Source organism: Paenibacillus sp. sgz302148 (assembly GCF_056120465.1).
This window is the reverse complement of record NZ_JBVYOJ010000005.1, coordinates 175,419-194,714: the sequence shown is the minus strand read 5'-3', so window position 1 is coordinate 194,714 and position 19,296 is coordinate 175,419. Positions and strand designations below refer to the sequence as shown.

Sequence of the window (19,296 nt, the reverse complement as noted above, 5' to 3'; positions counted from 1 at the left end):
GCGATATCCGAAGCAGGCAAAAGGGACGAAACATACGGCGTATGCCGGTTGTTTCGTCCCTTCTTACGTTACACGGCCGCGTACCCGGCCAATTCGCCAACGCCCCGAATGGCGGCGCTTCTGACCGGCGCATTCGCATGCAAGTAGCCGATTCCGCGCAGCACGGCCCCTTTGTCCGTGATCGCAGTCACTTCGACGCGAATGTCCTCGCTCCGGCTGAAATGCTCCAGCAGCTCCGCATTCGTTGATTCCGTCACATCGATATACCAGCTTTTTTCGTAAGACCACGATCAATTCCGCGCGGGCGAACGTTAACGATTGCGCCGTATCGTTGTGCCTAACTTCAATTGCCGACAGCTCAAACGTCTCCATCGTCCACCTCCATGACGTTTCTACATTCTTAATCCTCTTCATATTCGTTGGTTCGGTCCGGCCAGAGAATGGACGAGCGCCATGAAATATTTTTTACTAAACCCGTCCGAGTATGCAACATCTGGAAAAGAAGCTCCGTTTAGTGGATAGACCATATAAAGGGGGCAGATGGAATGAAGCGGTATTCATTTGCGTTAAAAAGAATGGCTCTGTTACTGCTTGTATTCGCTTTCGCAGTGGTGGCGGCTGCTGGCTGTTCAGGTTCGAGCAGGGATGATGCAAAAAGCGAAACGGCGGCGACCGAATCCAAAAGCGACAGTGAAACGGCAACCGAAGACGGCTCTGGAGTTACCAAGAACGAGGCATCGCCAAAAGCCGAGGAACCGAAGCCAGCCGATGGCATGGACGGCAGCAAGGATGACAGCGGCACGGAGTCCACGGCCGAAGAGCCTGTGAAGCGCGAAGAGGATCGCGGGGGCGATGAAGGCGAGGAGAAACCGCAGGTCGACCACGGCAAAAAGCCGCAAGCCGGTCAACTGACGGCAGGGGAGTGGAACGATCTGGACCATTGGGATTGGTGGCTGAAGCTGATGAACCGGCAGAAATGGTCCCAATATCCGCATGCTTGGGGCTTCTCCACCTATGAGAAGCTGACGGTGATCGCGAAGTCCGATAATGAGCCGGCGGTTGACGCCAAGGTAACGGTATTCGACGAGCAAGATAACGTTGTATGGACCGCCCGAACGAACAATCGGGGCGAAGCTGTCGTGTTCGCTCGATTGTTCTCCGAAAATGAGACGCAAGAAGGCGAAACGTATACGGTGAAGGTCGTATCCGGCCAATATTCGGGCACGGCGGAGGACGTGCAAATCCCGCGCAGCGGACCGTTGACGGTCGAGCTATCCTCCGTGCAGAAGAAGCCGGACCTGCTCGACGTTATGTTTGTCGTGGATACGACGGGCTCCATGGCCGATGAGCTGAACTATCTGGAAGCCGAGCTGAAAAACGTCGTGAACCGCGTGAAATCGCATAACGACAACGAGCTTACCGTGCGGCTGAGCAGCAACTTTTACCGCGACGAGCAAGACGAATACACGGTTCGCTCGTTCCCTTTTACCGAAGATGTCGATAAAGTGGTGAACCAAATCGGCAGACAGGAGGCGGACGGCGGGGGAGATTATGAAGAGGCTGTCGAGAAAGGGCTCGACGACGCGATTAACGACCATAAATGGAGCGACGAGGCCCGCGCTCGTCTGCTGTTCCTCGTGCTCGACGCGCCTCCGCACAAGACGGACAACATCGCCGCCAAAATTCGCAAACTGTCGGCGCAGGCGGCAAAACAAGGTATTCGAATCATTCCGGTCGCCTCAAGCGGCGTGGACAAAAACACCGAATTTCTGATGCGGACGCTGGCCATCGTAACGGGTGGAACGTATGTATTTTTGACCGACCACAGCGGCATCGGCGGAAGCCACATCGAAGCGACGGTCGGCGATTATGACGTTCAATTTTTGAACGATGCGCTTGTCGAAATCGTGGATCGTTACGTGAAATGACCCCGGCATAGCCGTATAGAAACAACCGTCGAGGCGCAGCTTCGGCGGTTATTTTGGTTTACTTGCGGATTCGCATCCGATACGGATGCCGCGGGGCGCAGAGGGATGCCTCGGGACGCAGAGGGATGCCGCGGGACGCAGAGGGATGCCGCGGGACGCAGAGGGATGCCGCGGGATGCAGAGAATGTCGCGGACGCAGAGGGATGCCCCCCGGGACGCACGGATGCTACGTGATGCAAAGATGTCAGAAGAAGCAGGGAGCTGCCGCAGGAAGCAATGGGATGCCGCGAGTTGCTTGGAGGTGCCGTAGGAAATAGCGGTGCCGCGGGGCGCAGAGGAATGTCGCGGGATGCATGGATGCTGTGGGATGGATGCATCTCAGCACGATTCCACATATGTCGGTCAAAATGATGATGTTGATGTATTTCAGCAAATAATTTCTGAAATTCAGAAACAATTTTCTGAATTTCCGAGGAAAATTGATAGCGAGAGCAGGATTCAGAAAAAATTTTCTGAAAGCCAAAATTTTCTGTTTTTCAGAAAATAATTTCTGAATGTTTGATTTAGCTGATCAATTTATAGGAAATTCAGAAAAAACCTTCTGAATTTCAGCCAAATATTTCTGAAACTGATTTTAAGATTTGACTTAGGGTAGATAACCGAGAAATTCTACGGATAGCATTCTACAGATGGTAAACAGAGGGGCATCCAACCGAGGCATTCAACCGAAAGCAGCCCAACCGAAGCCGCGAGCAATTCAACAGTAAACTGCAGGCTGCCGGTTAATGTGCTGTAAGCTGTATTGTAAACATCGGCAATTGTAGCAAACCTGCCATCGGGTGTGGTCTATTGGCAGACTGACAATGCTCCGATCCGATCGCCAACGCATATTTCCATCATATGAGTTGACATTTTAGTAACCAATGGTTATTATATAACCAACGGTTACTAAATGATGCAATTCATCTCGAAAGGACGAATAGGCAATGAAAAAAACGAAGCATGAACAACGCTCGGACGAGACGAAACGAAGCATTTTGGAGGCGGCGGGCTCCCTGTTCGCAACCCGCGGCTACGATGCCGTCACGATGCGGGAAATCGCCAAGGAAGCGGGCTGCTCCCATACGGCCATATATATTCATTACAAAGACAAGGAGGCGCTGCTTCATCAGCTTGCGGAGCCTCCGCTTATCGCTCTTCGGGACGGCATCGCCGCGATCATCGGCAACGGTTCGCAGCCGGCTGTCGAGCGATTGCACGAAGTGACGCTTGTTTTTATCCGATTTTGCCTGCAATATCGTGCAATGATCCCTATTCTGTTCACTGTTCGCGCGGAACGCGTGGATGTGGTGACGACGGAGCTGCCTATCAATCGGCTGCGCAACGATCTGTTCGAACTGCTAAAGGCGGCACTAACCATAAGCTTGCCGTCCGGCATCGATGATATGCAGCGATTGATGTTTTCGCGGGTTTACTTTTTCATGATTCACGGTCTGGCCCATACGTACATTCATAACGAAGAGCCGACTGAAGATTTGCTGATGCGTCTTACTCCGACGATCAAACAAGCGGTCAACGTCTTGATAATGGGCATGAAAGAGCAAATTTTATCCGAAGCGGGAGGCGAAACGGTATGAAAGTAACGAAAATTTCCGAGCACATTTGGAGCTTGAAAACATGGATCATCATCCCGATCCATGTATGGCTTGTCGCCGACAAGGATGGCTTGACGCTGGTCGACGCCGGAATACCTTCCATGGCATCCGGTATATTGCGCACGATCGACGGGCTCGGGCGAGGTCCGCTTAACCGGATTGTGCTGACGCACGGGCATTCCGACCACGTCGGCGCTATACCCCGCATTATCGCCAACCGGAAAGTGCCGGTATACGTCAATTCCATTGAAATTCCGTATATGGAAGGCGAACTGGCTTATCCACGGAGGAAAAAGGCGGCGGCTAGCGTACCGAAGGGGATCGTGCAGCCGCTCGGCCAAGGAGAAGAGAATGCCGGCCTCCAAGCAATCGGCGGATTGAAGCCCTATTGGACTCCGGGCCATTCACCCGGCCACACCGCATTCTATCATGAACAAGACCGTGTTCTGTTGGCAGGAGATTTATTCACTTCGAAGAAAGGTCGCCTGAATCGTCCGATGCCGATGTTTACGGCCGACATGGAAGAAGCGGTTCGCAGCGCCGCCATCGTCCGGGAGCTGCAGCCGGCTCGCGTCGAAGTATGTCACGGCAATTCCGTGCTTCTTCCGGGAAAGCAAGTCGAAGATTATATGCGCAAGTTTTTGCCGGGACTCAGCATATAAGACTTTGACGAATGCACATCACATGAAATGAATATGCACAAAAAAGACGACGTGCGCAGGTGCGCCGCCGTCTTTTTGTATGAGTCCGTTGCTTGCAGGGCATGGAATTAGTCCTCGCGGACATATTCCCGTTCCCCGGTTTTAGGATTATAGTAGACACGATACTTGAGTCCGTCCTTCGGATCGATGAACACTTCCGGCGTACGGATGAAGTCCCCGTTGTACATGCCGAGAGACTTGGACTCCTCCGGGGAATCTTTCGATTTGTAACGCTTGTCGTAATAAAGCCAGCCCAAAAGCAGCAATACGAGAAAGCCGACGATCCAAAAAAGGAAATATCCTGCGGCGAATATCATGCTTGCCGGCTAATCTTCACGGCCGTTCCGTAGGCCACGATCTCGCTCATATTCTGGCCGATTTCCCCGCTGTCGAAACGCATCATCACGATCGCATTGGCGCCCATCGCATGGGCGTTCTGAACCATACGATCCATCGCTTGCCTGCGCGCGTCTTCTATCATTTGGGTGTATTGCGTAACTTCGCCGCCGACAAGCCCTTTCAGCGAAGCGAGAATATCCCCCCCGAGACCTCTGGATCGGACAACGACGCCAAACGTCGTTCCGAGCACTTCCGTTATAACGTGATTGCTTACATTTTCGGTAGTAACAACGATCATAATAAGTTCGACTCCTTTATAAAATTCGGAAAAATGTACGGCCTGGCTCCATTATATAGAAAATCGGCTGCGAATGAAATAAGCGTCTTCAAGCGTAGTTTCGGCAGGAACACAAAAGCTGCAGCCGGCCATTCCTTCATGGCCGATGAACCTTACATCCGCTTCGCCGCCGTCAATCCGGAAATGGATGATGCGATTTTCCGGCAGCTCCTGAAATTGCTCGATCCGCATTCGTGCTTGCCATACGCCAAGGGAGGCGGGAAGCTGCATCCATTCGGCAGGCGTACCGTAAAAAAGCGGCCGGCCGCCCTCGAACCATAGGATACGCTCAGCACAATAAGCCCATTCATTGAGCTCATGGGTCGATACGACGATAAGCCGATTGATGGCATATTGGGCCAGATGCCGCACAACCTGCTTGCGCTCCGGGCTGTCCAAATAATTCAGCGGCTCGTCAAGAAACAAATAGGAGGGCGAGCCGAGCAGTGATTGCGCGATTGCGATACGCTGACGTATGCCATAAGGCAGCTTCTTGATTTTTTTGTCCGTGAAAGGCTGCAAATGAAATTGCGCGATGAGCGCGTCGATCTGCTTGCGGCCGTGTATGCCTTTTAACTGGGCCAAATAACCGAGCAGCTTCTCCGGCTTCATCTCCTCATACAGCTCAAGTCCCGTCGGGACGAATCCGATCTGCCCTCGGATGAGCGGCAGCGCTTCCGCGGCGGTTTTGCCGCCGTACCGGATTTCGCCCGACTGCGGGAACAAGGCGGTTGCGAGCATATGCAGCAGCGATGTTTTGCCTGCGCCGTTGCGGCCGACGAGGAGCGTCAGACCGGGACGCAGGCGCAGCTTTTCGACGAAAAGCTGGAACTTCTTGCGGCGCCAAGCCACGTTATTGAGCACGATCATACTCTATTTATCCTTTCAAAATCCTTTCAAAAACCGATCCGAATCCGCGTCGTTCATTGAATCATTTTCAGATGAAGGCTGCGCTGGTAGGCGACCCATAACAGAAGCAAGCCAACGACAAGCAATACCAGTTCCAGCATCAATGTCGCCGAGACCGACCTTGAGAATAAAGGCATTGTTTTCACCGCATTGACGACAATCCAGAAGAACAGCGAAACGGCAATTCCCGTGCGAACGCCTTTCCAGAACATCGTAACGGCAAGCAGCCCGCCTAGAAACAAAAGTATCGACAGCCAATTCACGAGAAACACCAGCATCGGAAAATGTTCGCTCGCAGCGTTCAAATAAATCGCGCTTACCGTTCCGAGCACGATGTTAAGTCCAACGACGATCAGCAGTCTGCACAACAGCAGCAGCGCCGGCGGAAAAGGCGATACGCTTTCGATCAACCGCATTTCCCGATTCCAGGACTTGTAGCTGTAAACGATGCCGGCGATCAGGAGCAGCGGCATGGCGATCGTAAAGATGTCGCCGGAAGCCGAATACGTATACGGGTTGATTTTCGACATAATCAGCGTCATCATGGCGAAAACGAACACGCTCGCCAGCCAGAACATGCGCGTATACGAAGCAAATTGCGAAATGAACAGCTTCATCAGCGTAGGACGGTGGACGTTCGGATTTGAAGTCAGCTCGAACAAGTCCGCTTCGGGCTTCAACAGGTCGAATTCGCTTTGCAGACTGCGTATAAGCAACGCCGTATCGTCCGAGGATACGGGATTGGCGACAAACCCGGACAACGGCTCCCGAAGCTCGCGTTCCAGCTCTTCAATTTCCCGGTCGATGGGATCGCGCATATGGATTCCCTCCTGTTGATTTCGATTCGAATTTCACTTTCAGCTTTTTTAACCCGTTGTATAAGCTTGTTTTGACTGAGCCAAGAGGCAGTTCAAGAATATCGGCGATATCCTGCAGCTTCAAATCCTGATAAAAACGTAAAATAATAACTTCCTTTTGCGCTTCCGGCAAGTCGTCAAGTGCTTTCATCATTTCCCGCCTCGTTTCCTGCCGTTCATAGATTTCTACGACAGGCGTCGACATATCCTTCGTTTCCGGAGGTTCGGCGAAGGTAGTCGCTTCGTTGCGGAAGGCGAGGCTTTTCCAGTAGTCGCGGCATAAATTCAAGGCGACGCGGTACAGCCAAGGGCGTACCTGATCCGGAACATTGCCTTGGCGAAGCTGCCGGATGAGCCGAAGAAACGTTTCTTGCACGAAATCTTCGGCTTTTTCCGTCCGATGCAGCATCCGGAATAAATATTTTTGCAGCGGTCCGTGATAACGGTGCACGAAAGCCTCGAAGGCGGCTTGATCGCCGCGGGCCATCGCTTGCACCAGTTGTTCGTCCGAAACCATGTCATCGGTCCTTTCATTTCGTATTGAATTGCTGCCACGCGGCCTTCCATTCCTGAAGCGTAATTTTCGGATAGGCCGGAGGATTGCTTTCCTCGTATGAAATCGGGTTGCTTTCCCAATCGACGTGCAGCCCTTTATCGTAAAAATATTTCAGCACTTGCTTCGCTTGCTCGGATCGGCCGGTTTTCACGGCTTGCCCGATCGCGCTATAGATAGGTTTACCCACTTTGTCGGACGAAAAACCGTTCGTCGTCGGCATCGATATTTCGCTCTCCGTCCGTTTGTCCATATGCTCCAGGACGTATAAATAATAAAACGCGTCGCGGATTTCGCCCGCATACGATTTGCGTTTACCCGTTTCGGACGAATATGTCTGCCCGACGGCCAGGTCGCCGAACAGCAGCGCATTCATGACCAAAGTGCGTTGGAAGCCGTAAAACGTTAGGTATTTGTACTCGGAAATAAAGTAGCTGTTGCCCGTTAGCTTCTCGATGTTGTAGGCGCTGCTGAACAGCATATTCATCGGGAAGAAAAAGATTTGCTTGTAACGGTCGAGCGGAACGTTAAGCCATTCCTTGTAATAAGCTTTTAGCTCCGATACATCTTTCAAAAATCGCTCGACCTGCTGACGGTTGCTTGGCGTCGTAATGATTTTGAGCGTTTCTCCGGGAATCGACACCTCAATATACTTGCCGCCAAGCAATGTAACATCGGTCACGCCGGGATCGGCAAACCGATACTGTGCGTCATTTGCGGAGCTTGCCTCCGTTTCGGGGGCGGTGTCGATGCTCGCATACAGCTTATCCGCAAAACCGCTTGCGGCGATTCGGAACGAAGCGGGCTTGGTCGCTTTGCGATTTTCATTGATCTCGAACGAATTCGGAAATCGCCGAACATAGATCGGCTCATTGCTTGCAAGCGGGTACCAGCCAATCGTTGAAGGAAGCCAGACATTCCCCCCGCTCACGAATGCGGATAGCTTCTCGTTGTATCCGCCGCCGCTGTTCCAGGTACGGACGAGCAGCTTTCCACTGTAATGGATGGAAACGTTATGTTTCCCTGAAGCTTTTGCCTGAGACTGAAATAGCTCTTTATCCAGCTCCAGCAGATCGTTGCGCCTTGTAAAGTCCACTTTAGCTCCGTCCACGAGGACTTGTGCGACAGCAAACGAACGGTTGAGTGTAAAAGGAAGCCTGGACGTTCCTTTAGGAATATCCGAGTGTCGGATCGTCATGTGCGCGACTACGGACAATTTGTCGTCCGGGCTGCGCTCCATTCGGATATCATAGGCTTCGACAGGGAATGTCACAAGCGATCGGTTTTTCGCGTTGCTCACGATGATTGGCGCATCCTGAAAAATCGCATCCATAGCGGAATATCGTTCGTTCCATAGGAGTGCATAAGGAGCAAAGGCTGCCCCCGTCAGAACAAGCATGGCGATGCTTGCAGAAAGCCAAATGCGGGACGCCCGGACCGACTTGGCTGCGTTGAGAACGGCAATGATGACAGTCAGCAGCAGAAGCGCAAAAGCCGCAACGAATACTCGGCTAAACTTAAGTTCTTCCGCGGAAAAATAAGGGCCCCACAGCTCGTGAGCCATGTAGCTCTCCGAGAAAAACTGATTCAGATGAAATGTTTTCAGCGGATAAAGTCCGCTGGACGTAATGATATATAATTCCATGAAGAACGTACCGAACATCCAGGCGCAAAACCCGATAATAAAGCTGATGCGGCCCGGCAATACGGCGCCAAGAAGCATCGCAAGCGCAAGCGTCACCCCGTATGACCATTCATATTGAATTAACGCTTGCCACGCTTGGCCTGGCAGCAGCTCGATGGGCAGTCCGTACCGGATTGCGGCATACGTATAAGCAATGAGCATGCCGGCCGAAAACGTGCTCAAGTAAAGAAAACCCGCAGCGAATTTGGAGAACACGTAAGCGGCCGGCGTTACCGGCAGCGACATCATCCATTCGTAAGCGGATTGCTTGACATCGCGGCGAAGCAGCATAATGCCGACCATCATGGCGGCGCCAAGGCTTATGGATTGGGATAAATAATTATTTTCAAGCATGTTCATATATACGTCTTGCGACTGGTGCGAAATTTGGGTGACCGATAGCAGCATCCACAGCATGTACAGCGGCGGCAAAGCGGCGAACAGCCAGTTGGACCAGAGCAGCTTGGATTCCAGGCGAAACGGCGCAAGCCATTTGATCACGCCGATTCACCGCCGATCAGGGCAAGATAGCCGTCTTCTAGCGACGGCTCGACCGGCATCGCGTAAGGCGAAGGCGAATCGTAAGCAATCAGCTTGCACGCCAAACCGTTTTCGGTGCGGCGGACGGAAACGATGTTGCGGTGTGCATTCGATTGCGACGCGAATTCTCGTTCCGTCATCTCAAGCTCCCATACCCGCCCTTCGGCGAGAGCTTGAAGCTGCTCCCGCGTACCGGACATTTGCAGCTTCCCGCCGTTCAATACGGCAACGCTTGTGCAGCTGCTCTCGATATCGGCAACGACGTGGGTCGACAAAATGACGATCCGGTCTTCCGAAAATCGGGCCAACAGATTGCGCAGCCGGACTCGTTCCTCCGGGTCAAGGCCCGTCGTCGGTTCATCGGCGATAATGACCTTCGGATCGCCGAGCAATGCTTGGGCGATGCCGATTCGCTGCTTCATGCCGTTCGAATAGGACCGTATCTTCTCTCGAGCCTTGTCGGTCATGTTCACTTGCTCCAGCAGCGTATCGATTGCGGCTTTTCGTTGTTTCGCGCCGCCGATCCCCTTGATTCGTCCGATATGGTCCAACAGCTCGATGCCGGTCAGCTGAGGATGCAACTGATAAAATTGGGGCAAATATCCGATAATCCGGTGTATCGCTTCGGTCGAACGGATCGAATGCCCGAATACCGTCGCGTCGCCTGAGGTAGGCGGAAGCAAGGCGGCGAGGAGCTTCAGCAGCGTGGACTTGCCGGCGCCGTTTGGTCCGAGCAAGCCGAGCATGCCCTGCTTCATTTGGAACGAAACGTTGTCAAGCGCGCGTTCTTTTTTGTAATGCTTGCATAACAAATTAACGCTAATCATTCGGCATAATCCTTCGGTTGTGTTGTGTCAAATCTATAAATATAACGAGTAGCTTCGTCAAAAAGTTTGCCGCTGGACATTCGCGGCGATCTGTTTCAAACTTATTGTATCCGAGAAACGCACGGAAACAAAGGAGGTGCCCCGTTTGTCGAACGGAAGCGGAACACAGACTGTCGAAACGGGACTGCGATGGATGATGCGGCCGCTTGGCGAAAGCGCCGTTGTCGTCTCGTTCGGCGATACGCCCGGCGAGGAGACGCGTCGCGCCATTCGCCGTTACGCGGCGGCGCTTGCTGCGCATCCGCTGCCATGGGTGGAGGAGCTCGTCCCCGCTTATACGACGCTTACGGTATATTACGACCCGATGATGCTTTATAGCGCTATTCAACCCGGAACAGGACCGGAGCCAGCTTCAGTCGACCAAGATCAAGTAAAAGCGTCGGGCGAACGGTACAGGGAGCGGGAAAGCGAGTGGGGAGCATTGTTCGCATCGGCATGTGAAGCCATTGAGAGACTGTTTGCTTCGGCTGAAGCCGATGTAGCGGAGGTGTCGCCCCGTGTCGTCGATATCCCCGTTTGTTACGGCGGCTCATTCGGTCCTGATCTCGCTGCGGTGGCTTCGCTTTGCGGAATAACGGAGTCGAAACTGATCCGGCTGCATTCGGAAGCGGTTTATGCAGTAGAAATGATCGGCTTTGTTCCGGGCTTCCCCTATTTGAGCGGGCTGCCGGCGCAGCTTGCCGTGCCCCGCCGGGCGGTGCCGCGCCAGAACGTGCCGGCCGGCTCCGTAGGAATCGGCGGTTCGCAAACCGGCGTATACCCGCTGGAAACGCCCGGCGGCTGGCATATTATCGGTCGTACGCCGCTGCGGTTGTTTCGCCCCGAGCTGGAATCGCCGGCCTTGCTTGCGGCAGGCGACCTTGTACGGTTCCAGCCGGTTACTTCAGATCGATATGCCGAGATCGAGCGGGGTGAACGAAGGTCCGTGGAGATGGGCGTGTGAAGATGGCATGGAAAGGGGAGTCTGATGCAGGAACAAGGTTGATGAAGAGCGTTCCCTAGGCACTTCATCTCTCCTGCGAAGTTCCCACAAGAAGTTCACTGTAGCATGAATCCGATATAGAGCAATTTGTTGACTGTTACGGGGATGCGGGACTTGCAGAACTTGCAGAACTTGCAGAACTTGCGGAACTTGCAGAACTTGCAGAACTTGCAGAACTTGCAGAACTTGAAGGACTTGAAGGACTTGAAGGACTTGGGGGACTTGAGGAAGGCATGGCAGCCGGAAGTTAAACGGTGTATTTGCACGAAAGGGAGACGAGAAGTAGGAAGGGGAGGACAACCATGGAATTTGTCGTAGTCAAACCCGGTTTATTATCGACAGTGCAGGATTTGGGGAGGCCGGGGCTGCAGCGGCAGGGCATTCCCGTCGGAGGCGCTATGGACCGCAATGCCTTTCGCGTCGCCAACCTGCTCGTGGGCAACGACGAAGGCGCCGCAGGAATCGAGCTGACGCTCGTCGGGCCGACGCTGACGATGAGCGGCGACGCGCTCATCGCCGTATGCGGCGCCGACATGGCGGCCCGCCTCGACGGCCGCGAGCTGCCGCTATGGCGGCCCGTGCTCGCCCGCGCCGGCAGCACGCTCGCATTCGGCGCCGCGAAGCACGGCTGCCGCGCTTACGTCGCCATCGCGGGCGGCGTTGCCGTGCCGCCTGCGCTCGGCGGGCGCGGCACGTATTTGCGCGCCGGGCTCGGCGGCGTGAGTGGCCGCGCGCTCGCAGCGGGCGACCGCGTGCCCGCCGGCGAGCCGAGCGCGCTCGCGCGCGGCTGCGTCGCCGCGCTGCGCGAGCGTGCGTCAAGCGGCGGCGCAGCCGCTTGGCACGCTGCTCCGCGGGCGGCCGCCGCAGCAGGTCCGGCGCTGCTGCGGGCGCTGCCGGGCAGCGAGCACGCCGCGTTTGCGGCGGCGAGCCGGGCTGCGCTGTTCGCGGCCGACGCGGTGTTCGCGGTGTCGCCCGCGTCCGACCGGATGGGCTGCCGCCTTGCGGGCGGCCCGGCCCTGACGCTTGCGGCGCCGCTAGAGATGGCGTCGCAAGCCGTGACGCCCGGCACGGTCCAGGTGCCGCCAAGCGGCGATCCGATCGTGCTGATGGCGGATTGCCAAACGACCGGCGGTTATCCGAAAATCGCCCAGGTCGCCGCAGTTGACCTCCCGATTCTCGCCCAATGCAAGCCCGGCGATCGCGTGTCGTTTCGGCAAATTTCGCTGGAGGAGGCCCATCGGCTGTACATCGCGCAGGAGCGGGAAATGTCGCTGCTTAAAGCAGCGATCAAATTAAAGATGATCCATATGGGTGAACGAGCAACTCAAGTAGTGAAGTGATTATCATAGGCCATTCGGCGTTTCAGAATATTAAAGTAAAGGGAGATCACATCAATGCCAACCCATCACGGATTGACCGTAAGCATCGATCTCAATTGCGATCTCGGCGAGAGCTACGGCGTATATACGATCGGCCAGGACGAGGTGCTGCTGCCGTATATTACGTCAGCCAATATCGCCTGCGGCTTCCACGCGGGAGATCCACGCACGATGCGGGAAACGGTGCGGCGCTGCATCGAAGCCGGCGTCAGTATCGGCGCCCATCCGGGCTTGCCGGACCGGGACGGCTTCGGCCGCCGGAATATGGCGGTTACGCCACAAGAAGCGTACGACATGATCGTGTATCAAGTCGGCGCGCTGCTCGGGTTCGTCCATGCCGCGGGCGGAACGATGGCGCACGTGAAGCCGCACGGCGCCTTATACAATATGGCCGCGACGGATAGGCGGCTTGCCGATGCGATCGCCACGGCGGTGCGCGACATCGACTCCCGGCTGGTCTTGTTCGGCCTTGCCGGGAGCGAGCTGGTCCGCGCAGGCGAAGCGGCCGGCCTGCAGACGGCGGGCGAAGCGTTCGCCGATCGCGCATACCGCGCCGACGGCACGCTGACGCCGCGCAGCGCCCCGGGTGCGGTCATCGCAGACGAACGGGAGGCCGCAGCGCAAGCGGTCGCGATCGTCCGCGACTCCAAGGCGTTTGCCGACGGCGGCACGCCGGTGCCGATCGCCGCGCAAACGCTGTGCATCCACGGCGACAGCCCGCATGCGCTGGCGATCGTAAAGGCGTTGCGCTCCGCTTTCGAAGCGCAGGGCATTGCCGTTGCTCCGGTTAAACGTTGCTTGCGCTAGTCTATTGACGCATCCTATTAAGAACATCGCCATCATTTAACAAGCGAATTGAATCGTGCTAGAATAAATGAAGCGTAGCTGCAGGTCGCAAAAACTGCTTTTAACACGTTTGGCGCTATAATTTTTTTGCGGCTAAATAGATGCATGTTTTCCATATGTTGCTCGGCATCACAACGAACTCGCATACTTATGAGCGATCATTTACTCAATATATGAGGAGCTGGGTAAAACACCAAGAAAGGAGGAACGTCGATGGCGGAAAAAACGATCGTACCGTTCGGCGACCCGATTTTAAGAAAAAAATGCAAGCCGGTAGACCAAATCAACGAAAGAACGATCAAGCTGCTGGATGACTTGAAGGATACGCTATATGCCAAGGAAGGACGCGCGGGTTTGGCCGCCCCGCAAATCGGTATGCTTCGCCGGATCGTGGTCATGGATTGCGGCAACGGCTTCATTGAGCTGATCAATCCGGTCATTACTCATGCGAGCGGCGAGCAAACTGGTACCGAAGGCTGCTTGTCCTATCCGGGTTATCTCGGCGTCGTCAAGCGCGCCCAGAAGGTCGTTGTCGAGACGATGAACCGTCAAGGCGAAACCGTAACGATGGAAGCGGAAGGTTATTTGGCCCGCTGCATCCAGCATGAGGTCGATCATCTGGACGGCATATTGTACATCGACCGCATCGAGGGCGATTACCTATTTCAAGAAGATACGCAGAGAAAAGTGAGCGTTCTCGACGCGTTGCGGATCGCGGGCCAAGGCTCATAGCGAAAGGCCTTCCGGATTGGATTCTAACGAGTACTTGCAATCAGGAGGCAGGCAAACAGCACTGAATCAAGATCGTGGTTGATAATGGGACGGCGGAAAAGTAGTTGAACCGGTATACGGCCATGAGCAGTGAGTAACTTTTTGAGGAGTTCAGCAAAAAGTTTCTGAAATTCAGAAAGTAATTTCTTAATTTTTCTGAAATCTAGGGGGAATTGGACGGATTCAGAAATTATTTTCTGAAAATGGAAAATAATTTCTGTTTTTCGGAAAAAATTTTCTGAATCTGCCCTCGTACGAAAGTTTATATGAGATATTCAGAAAATAACTGCTGAATTTCAGCAAAAAGTTTCTGAATGCGCGGCTACGAATAGAAGCTTTTCTTTAGAGATAAGAATGCATAAGCCCACAATTTCAACTTCCTTATCTCGCAAGAAAAGCTTCATCTTACGCAGGGTCATTCACCGTGGAGAGGGCATCGAATAGAAGCTTTTCTTTAGAGATAAGAATGCATAAGCCCACAATTTCAACTTCCTTATCTCGCAAGAAAAACTTCCTCTAACGCAGGGTCATTCATCGTGGAGAGGGCTACGAATAGAAGTTTTTCTTTAGAGATAAGAATGCATAAGCCCACAATTTCAGCTTCCTTATCTCGCAAGAAAAACTTCCTCTAACGCAGGGTCATTCATCGTGGAGAGGGCTACGAATAGAAGTTTTTCTTTAGAGATAAGAATGCATAAGCCCACAATTTCAGCTTCCTTATCTCGCAAGAAAAACTTCCCCTTACGCAGGGTCATTCATCGTGGAGAGGGCTACGAATAGAAGTTTTTCTTATAATCATTCTTTCCCTTGTACGTAACCCCGCCGATTGGCTACACTATGAGTAGCTGGCCGGCTAATTCCTGTGGAAAGGAGTGATCGAATTGATTACAACGGCAGAGGTGGTCTCCGTTTAATACGGGGATCGTCACATAAGGGAGGCTCTCGGGCCTCCCCCAATAAAATTTTTTAGGTGAAAATACATATTGCCAAATGTCTTTGGATAGTATAAAATTGGGTTCGTAGTTAAAAATAAACTAGGTGAAAGGAGTGTTGAAGATGTTTATCCATAATGTTCTTTTCTTCGGTGCCGCTGAGGGGTTTTTCCGATAACTGAATAGGGATCATTTTCACTAACCGTCACCTGCTTTATTTACAATTGAAGCATAAAAACAGGTACACGATGATTAGGTCGTGTTTTTTTATGCTCATTTTTAGGGTCCCGTGGAGGTTTGTGTCCACGGGATTTTTGTCTCTACCGGTTAAAATCGCAATACCCGCAAGGCCAAAACAAAAATTCTGAATAAGGAGGTTAAACTATGAAAATCGCAGTGAATGTTTTTAACGCTACTACAATCTGCATCATAATTAACGAGGAGGGTAACTTGAATGAGTTACAAAAACGGGAAGGACTTTCTTCCGGCTAGGTTGTTAAAGGAACTGCAAGAGCATATTCAAGGTGAATTGATATATATCCCGAAAAAAACCGAGCAGAAACGCGCCGGTTGGGGTGAGAACAACGGAACGCGTCAAATTATCGAGCGGCGTAACAAAGAAATTTACGGATTGTACAAAAACGGCAAATCGGTCTCCGAGCTGATCGATTTGTACCACCTGTCGGAAGACAGCATCCGCAAAATCATTTTGAAAACAAAAAGCTTGCTTAAAGAGGCGGTGCACGCGAATTGATGCGGATCGAATTAAACAACAACCTCATCATTCGCCATGAAACGCCGAAGGATTATGCCGCCATCGCCGAGGTACATACGGCAGCGTTTACGTACAGCCATGCGAACCGGGAAGCTGCGCTTGTCGCATTGCTTCGCAGCAGACGTAAATTCGACGCCGAGCTCTCGGTGGTGGCGGAGGTCGATGGAACCATCGTCGGCCATGTGTTGTTTACGCCTTACGAAGTGCGAGTTGGAGGGCGCACGCTGCATGCGGCTGCGCTCTCTCCACTCGCTGTTTTGCCGGATCGGCAGCGAAGCGGAATCGGCCGTGAGCTTGTGCTGGAGGGCCATCGCCGGCTAGCGGCCAAAGGCTTTGATTTTGCTTTTCTGCTCGGTCATCCGGACTATTACCCGAAATTCGGCTATCGTCCGCATCGCTTCGGGACGTGTCGGAGCAAGTGGAAACGTTCGGCGCTTGCACACTCGTATGGCGAGATTGCCTCACGCAGGGTCGAAGCGCCGGATGTCCCTTTTTTGAGGGCCATGTGGGAGCGTTGGTACGGAGATGCCGATCTTGCGATTATGCCGGAGGATACGTTGACTGATTGGATCAGCCCTTCGGATTACGTAACGGCCGAGGTGTTGTGCTCGGAAGGGCGCGTGCTCTCATATGTCCGATACGATACGGCCAACGCGGCGAATGTCCATTGTTTTGTAGCCGTAGACCGTGACGCGGCATTAGCCGCCTTGAGCTGGTTGAACGATCGGATCGGGGAGGAAGCAAAGGAGCTTTCGCTGCCGATACATCCTGGCAGTAAAGCGCTTTCGGAGCTTGGTTCCGCGGCGGCATTTACTCCGCATGTCGAGACGTGGGAAGCGGCGATGATTCATATTGTGAATGCCGGGTGCGAGGAGATCGTTCGATATGACGAAGAGGTTGAGGCGAAGCGGCGATCTGCCGGCAATTTGATTTGGCCGGTTGAATTTCACATTTTCAATTAACGATAACAATAGATTGTTTTAATTATAGGAGGAATTCATCGATTGAATTTGAAAGATATAGGTTGGAACGATCAGTGGGGTCAAATTTTTCAGACTTTTCTGAATATGGATCCCGAATATAGTGCCGGACGGGTTGTATTGGAGCATAAGCATATGTATCGGGTGTTTTCGGTGCACGGCGAGCTGCTCGCGGAAGTGTCGGGGAAAATGAAGCATATCGCCACAGGCCGCGAACATTATCCGGCTGTCGGGGATTGGGTCGTCATGAAGGAGCGTCCTGAGGAAGGCAGAGCGACGGTTCATGGAATTTTGCCGCGGACGAGCAAGTTTTCGCGCAAAATCGCAGGTTCTACAACGGAGGAACAAATCGTTGCGGCCAACGTCGATACGGTGTTTCTCGTCAATGCACTGAATCAGGACTTTAACCTGCGCCGGCTCGAACGATATCTGATCTTGGCGTGGGAGAGCGGGGCGAATCCGGTCATCGTGCTGAGCAAAGCGGATTTATGCGACGACGTGGAAGCGAAGATCGCCGAGGTCGAATCGGTCGCAATCGGCGTACCGGTCCATGCGATCAGTTCGCAGGAACGGCAAGGGCTGGAGCAGCTGGAGCCTTATTTGGGCACGGGACAGACCGTCGCTTTGCTCGGTTCGTCGGGTTCGGGCAAGTCGACGCTGATCAATACGATGCTGGGCAATCAGGTACAGGAGGTACTGGCTGTTCGCGAAGGCGACGACCGAGGCCGCCATACGACGACCTACCGCGAGTTGTTCCTGCTGCCGAAGGGCGGATTGATGATCGACACGCCGGGGATGCGGGAGCTGCAGCTGTGGCATGCCGACGAAGGGTTTCAGGATGCTTTTGACGATATCGAACAGCTCGGGCAGATGTGTTATTTCTCCGATTGCAAACATCGCAAAGAACCAAGATGCGCCGTCCGCGAAGCGATCGACAACGGTACGCTGGACCGTTCCCGTTACGACAGCTACCTGAAGCTGAAGCGGGAGCTCGCTTATCTTGAAGCCAAGGACAATCAGAAAGCGAAGCAGCAGGCGAAATCGCAGCAGAAGAAAGGCGCCATGGTCATGAGGTATGAGGATTAGACCGAGCGGGGACAAAAAGGAGCCGAACCATGGGTGCTGCCGATAAGCGGAATAAGCTTGATGAAGAAATTTTCTCGTGTCGGATGACGAAGGACGGCAAAGTGCTGATCTCATGGCGCGAAAAGCAAGTGACGGTGCTCAAAGGCGGGGAAGCTGCCGCATTCATCCGCAAATATAGCGATGCCGACGACAAGCATCGGCAGCTTCTAATGGCAAAAGCAACCGGCAATTTCAAAAGGGGTAACGAAAAAACGTGAAGCTTATTTCGAATTACAAAAATAACGTTGAACTGAGGAACAGCTTCAACCGACTTGCGCATAGAACCTTCGGCATCGATTTTGAAGCTTGGTACAATCAAGGATTCTGGGACGACAGGTACGACGCCTACTCCTTTGTTGACGGAAGCGAAGTCGTCTCGAACGTTTCCGTGAGCAAGCTCGATTGGGTCTGGGGAGGAAAGCGGCTTCGCGCGCTCCATATCGGCACGGTTATGACGGACGAGGCGTACCGCGGACGCGGGTTATGCAGAAGAATGCTGGAGCATATTTTAGATAAATACGACGGCCAATTCGATGTCATCTATTTGTTTGCGAACGAAACGGTGCTGGATTTTTATCCGAAGTTCGGCTTTAAACCGCTGATGGAAAGCAGTTTCGAATATGAGATTAGTCGTAAGGATATAAGCGAGGATTCGTCGATTCTGCGCAAGCTGGATATGAATGACGATTACGTTTTGCGGCGGTTTGCAGGGATTGCGGCGGAGCGAAGCCCGATCTCCCGAATTTGCGGCATAATAGGCGGCGAGACGATCACGGCTTGGTCCGGTATCTATGTGTTTCGAGATTGCATCTATGAAGTTGACGGCTATGATGGCTTGCTAGTCATTTGTGAGCGGAAGAATGACGACGTCTTGGATGTATATGATGTGCTTGCCGTAAGACTGGAAGGCATTGATTTTTCCCGTTTGTTCAAGCTGATCGCAGGTCCCGAGGTGCGGAAGGTCCGGTTACATTTTACCCCCGACTTGTTGAATTTGGAGACAACCTGCGTTCCTTTGGAAGAAGGGGACCGATTGTTTGTCAAGACGGCGACGATCATGGCGAACGAACCCTTTAAATTCCCGCTGACCGCACAAGCATAGTTGGATAACGAAAG

At 53.3% G+C, this 19,296-nt stretch carries 20 protein-coding genes; 12 read left to right on the top strand and 8 right to left on the bottom strand.

Annotated elements, in window-relative coordinates; translation table 11 throughout:
• Nucleotides 1–68: 68 nt before the first annotated feature.
• Entirely contained in the window at nt 69–257 is a 189-nt protein-coding gene (locus AC0LWM_RS09620; protein WP_474674704.1) for a hypothetical protein, read from the bottom strand.
• A 288-nt stretch (nt 258–545) separates the two neighbouring features.
• Here AC0LWM_RS09620 and AC0LWM_RS09615 point away from each other — a divergent pair, with 288 nt between their 5' ends.
• From AC0LWM_RS09615 to AC0LWM_RS09605, 3 genes are all read left to right on the top strand, one after another.
• Nucleotides 546–1,928, top strand: coding sequence for a VWA domain-containing protein (locus AC0LWM_RS09615; protein WP_474674703.1), 1,383 nt, complete (start codon nt 546–548; stop codon nt 1,926–1,928).
• Between the two features lie 986 nt (nt 1,929–2,914).
• Nucleotides 2,915–3,565, top strand: a complete 651-nt coding sequence (locus AC0LWM_RS09610) for a TetR/AcrR family transcriptional regulator (RefSeq protein WP_474674702.1) — start codon at nt 2,915–2,917, stop codon at nt 3,563–3,565.
• Complete coding sequence (locus AC0LWM_RS09605; RefSeq protein WP_474674701.1) at nt 3,562–4,245, top strand: MBL fold metallo-hydrolase; 684 nt, start codon at nt 3,562–3,564, stop codon at nt 4,243–4,245. Before AC0LWM_RS09610 ends, AC0LWM_RS09605 begins: the two co-directional genes overlap by 4 nt.
• A 107-nt stretch (nt 4,246–4,352) precedes the next feature.
• On the opposite strand, the gene AC0LWM_RS09600 is transcribed toward AC0LWM_RS09605, so the two are convergent.
• From AC0LWM_RS09600 to AC0LWM_RS09570, 7 genes are read right to left on the bottom strand one after another with little or no spacing between them, the layout of a single operon-like run.
• On the bottom strand, nt 4,353–4,601 hold the full coding sequence (locus tag AC0LWM_RS09600; RefSeq protein WP_474674700.1) for an HD family phosphohydrolase: 249 nt from the start codon (nt 4,599–4,601) through the stop codon (nt 4,353–4,355).
• Entirely contained in the window at nt 4,598–4,921 is a 324-nt protein-coding gene (locus AC0LWM_RS09595; protein WP_474674699.1) for a YbjQ family protein, read from the bottom strand. Before AC0LWM_RS09595 ends, AC0LWM_RS09600 begins: the two co-directional genes overlap by 4 nt.
• 51 nt (nt 4,922–4,972) lie before the next feature.
• On the bottom strand, nt 4,973–5,830 hold the full coding sequence (locus AC0LWM_RS09590; protein WP_474674698.1) for an ATP-binding cassette domain-containing protein: 858 nt from the start codon (nt 5,828–5,830) through the stop codon (nt 4,973–4,975).
• Nucleotides 5,831–5,883: 53 nt separating this feature from the next.
• Nucleotides 5,884–6,687 (bottom strand): hypothetical protein, encoded by an 804-nt coding sequence (locus AC0LWM_RS09585; RefSeq protein WP_474674697.1) that lies wholly within the window; start codon nt 6,685–6,687, stop codon nt 5,884–5,886.
• Nucleotides 6,659–7,243, bottom strand: coding sequence for an RNA polymerase sigma factor (locus tag AC0LWM_RS09580; protein WP_474674696.1), 585 nt, complete (start codon nt 7,241–7,243; stop codon nt 6,659–6,661). Before AC0LWM_RS09580 ends, AC0LWM_RS09585 begins: the two co-directional genes overlap by 29 nt.
• A gap of 13 nt (nt 7,244–7,256) precedes the next feature.
• Nucleotides 7,257–9,464: an ABC transporter permease/M1 family aminopeptidase gene (locus tag AC0LWM_RS09575; protein ID WP_474674695.1), complete on the bottom strand. Its 2,208-nt coding sequence runs from the start codon at nt 9,462–9,464 to the stop codon at nt 7,257–7,259.
• The gene (locus AC0LWM_RS09570; protein WP_474674694.1) at nt 9,461–10,330 is read right to left on the bottom strand and encodes an ATP-binding cassette domain-containing protein; all 870 of its coding nucleotides are present in this window, start codon (nt 10,328–10,330) and stop codon (nt 9,461–9,463) included. Before AC0LWM_RS09570 ends, AC0LWM_RS09575 begins: the two co-directional genes overlap by 4 nt.
• A 145-nt stretch (nt 10,331–10,475) precedes the next feature.
• Between AC0LWM_RS09570 and pxpB the strand changes: the two genes are divergently transcribed.
• The 9 genes from pxpB to AC0LWM_RS09525 all read left to right on the top strand — a co-directional run bounded on the left by pxpB (nt 10,476) and on the right by AC0LWM_RS09525 (nt 19,282).
• Nucleotides 10,476–11,333, top strand: a complete 858-nt coding sequence (pxpB, locus tag AC0LWM_RS09565; RefSeq protein ID WP_474674693.1) for a 5-oxoprolinase subunit PxpB — start codon at nt 10,476–10,478, stop codon at nt 11,331–11,333.
• 341 nt (nt 11,334–11,674) lie between these two features.
• Complete coding sequence (locus AC0LWM_RS09560; RefSeq protein ID WP_474674692.1) at nt 11,675–12,712, top strand: 5-oxoprolinase subunit C family protein; 1,038 nt, start codon at nt 11,675–11,677, stop codon at nt 12,710–12,712.
• A gap of 54 nt (nt 12,713–12,766) precedes the next feature.
• The gene (locus AC0LWM_RS09555; RefSeq protein WP_474674691.1) at nt 12,767–13,558 is read left to right on the top strand and encodes a LamB/YcsF family protein; all 792 of its coding nucleotides are present in this window, start codon (nt 12,767–12,769) and stop codon (nt 13,556–13,558) included.
• A 252-nt stretch (nt 13,559–13,810) separates the two neighbouring features.
• Nucleotides 13,811–14,329, top strand: a complete 519-nt coding sequence (gene def / locus AC0LWM_RS09550; RefSeq protein WP_474674690.1) for a peptide deformylase — start codon at nt 13,811–13,813, stop codon at nt 14,327–14,329.
• A gap of 1,425 nt (nt 14,330–15,754) precedes the next feature.
• The gene (locus AC0LWM_RS09545; RefSeq protein ID WP_474674689.1) at nt 15,755–16,054 is read left to right on the top strand and encodes a CD3324 family protein; all 300 of its coding nucleotides are present in this window, start codon (nt 15,755–15,757) and stop codon (nt 16,052–16,054) included.
• Nucleotides 16,054–17,037, top strand: coding sequence for a GNAT family N-acetyltransferase (locus tag AC0LWM_RS09540; RefSeq protein ID WP_474674842.1), 984 nt, complete (start codon nt 16,054–16,056; stop codon nt 17,035–17,037). Before AC0LWM_RS09545 ends, AC0LWM_RS09540 begins: the two co-directional genes overlap by 1 nt.
• Before the next feature lie 42 nt (nt 17,038–17,079).
• Nucleotides 17,080–18,141 carry a ribosome small subunit-dependent GTPase A gene (gene rsgA / locus AC0LWM_RS09535; protein WP_474674688.1) on the top strand — a complete coding sequence of 354 codons (1,062 nt, stop codon included), beginning with the start codon at nt 17,080–17,082 and terminating at the stop codon, nt 18,139–18,141.
• Between the two features lie 29 nt (nt 18,142–18,170).
• Nucleotides 18,171–18,398, top strand: a complete 228-nt coding sequence (locus AC0LWM_RS09530) for a hypothetical protein (protein WP_474674687.1) — start codon at nt 18,171–18,173, stop codon at nt 18,396–18,398.
• Nucleotides 18,395–19,282 carry a GNAT family N-acetyltransferase gene (locus tag AC0LWM_RS09525; protein ID WP_474674686.1) on the top strand — a complete coding sequence of 296 codons (888 nt, stop codon included), beginning with the start codon at nt 18,395–18,397 and terminating at the stop codon, nt 19,280–19,282. The genes AC0LWM_RS09530 and AC0LWM_RS09525 overlap by 4 nt, the downstream gene beginning before the upstream one ends.
• Nucleotides 19,283–19,296: the final 14 nt, after the last annotated feature.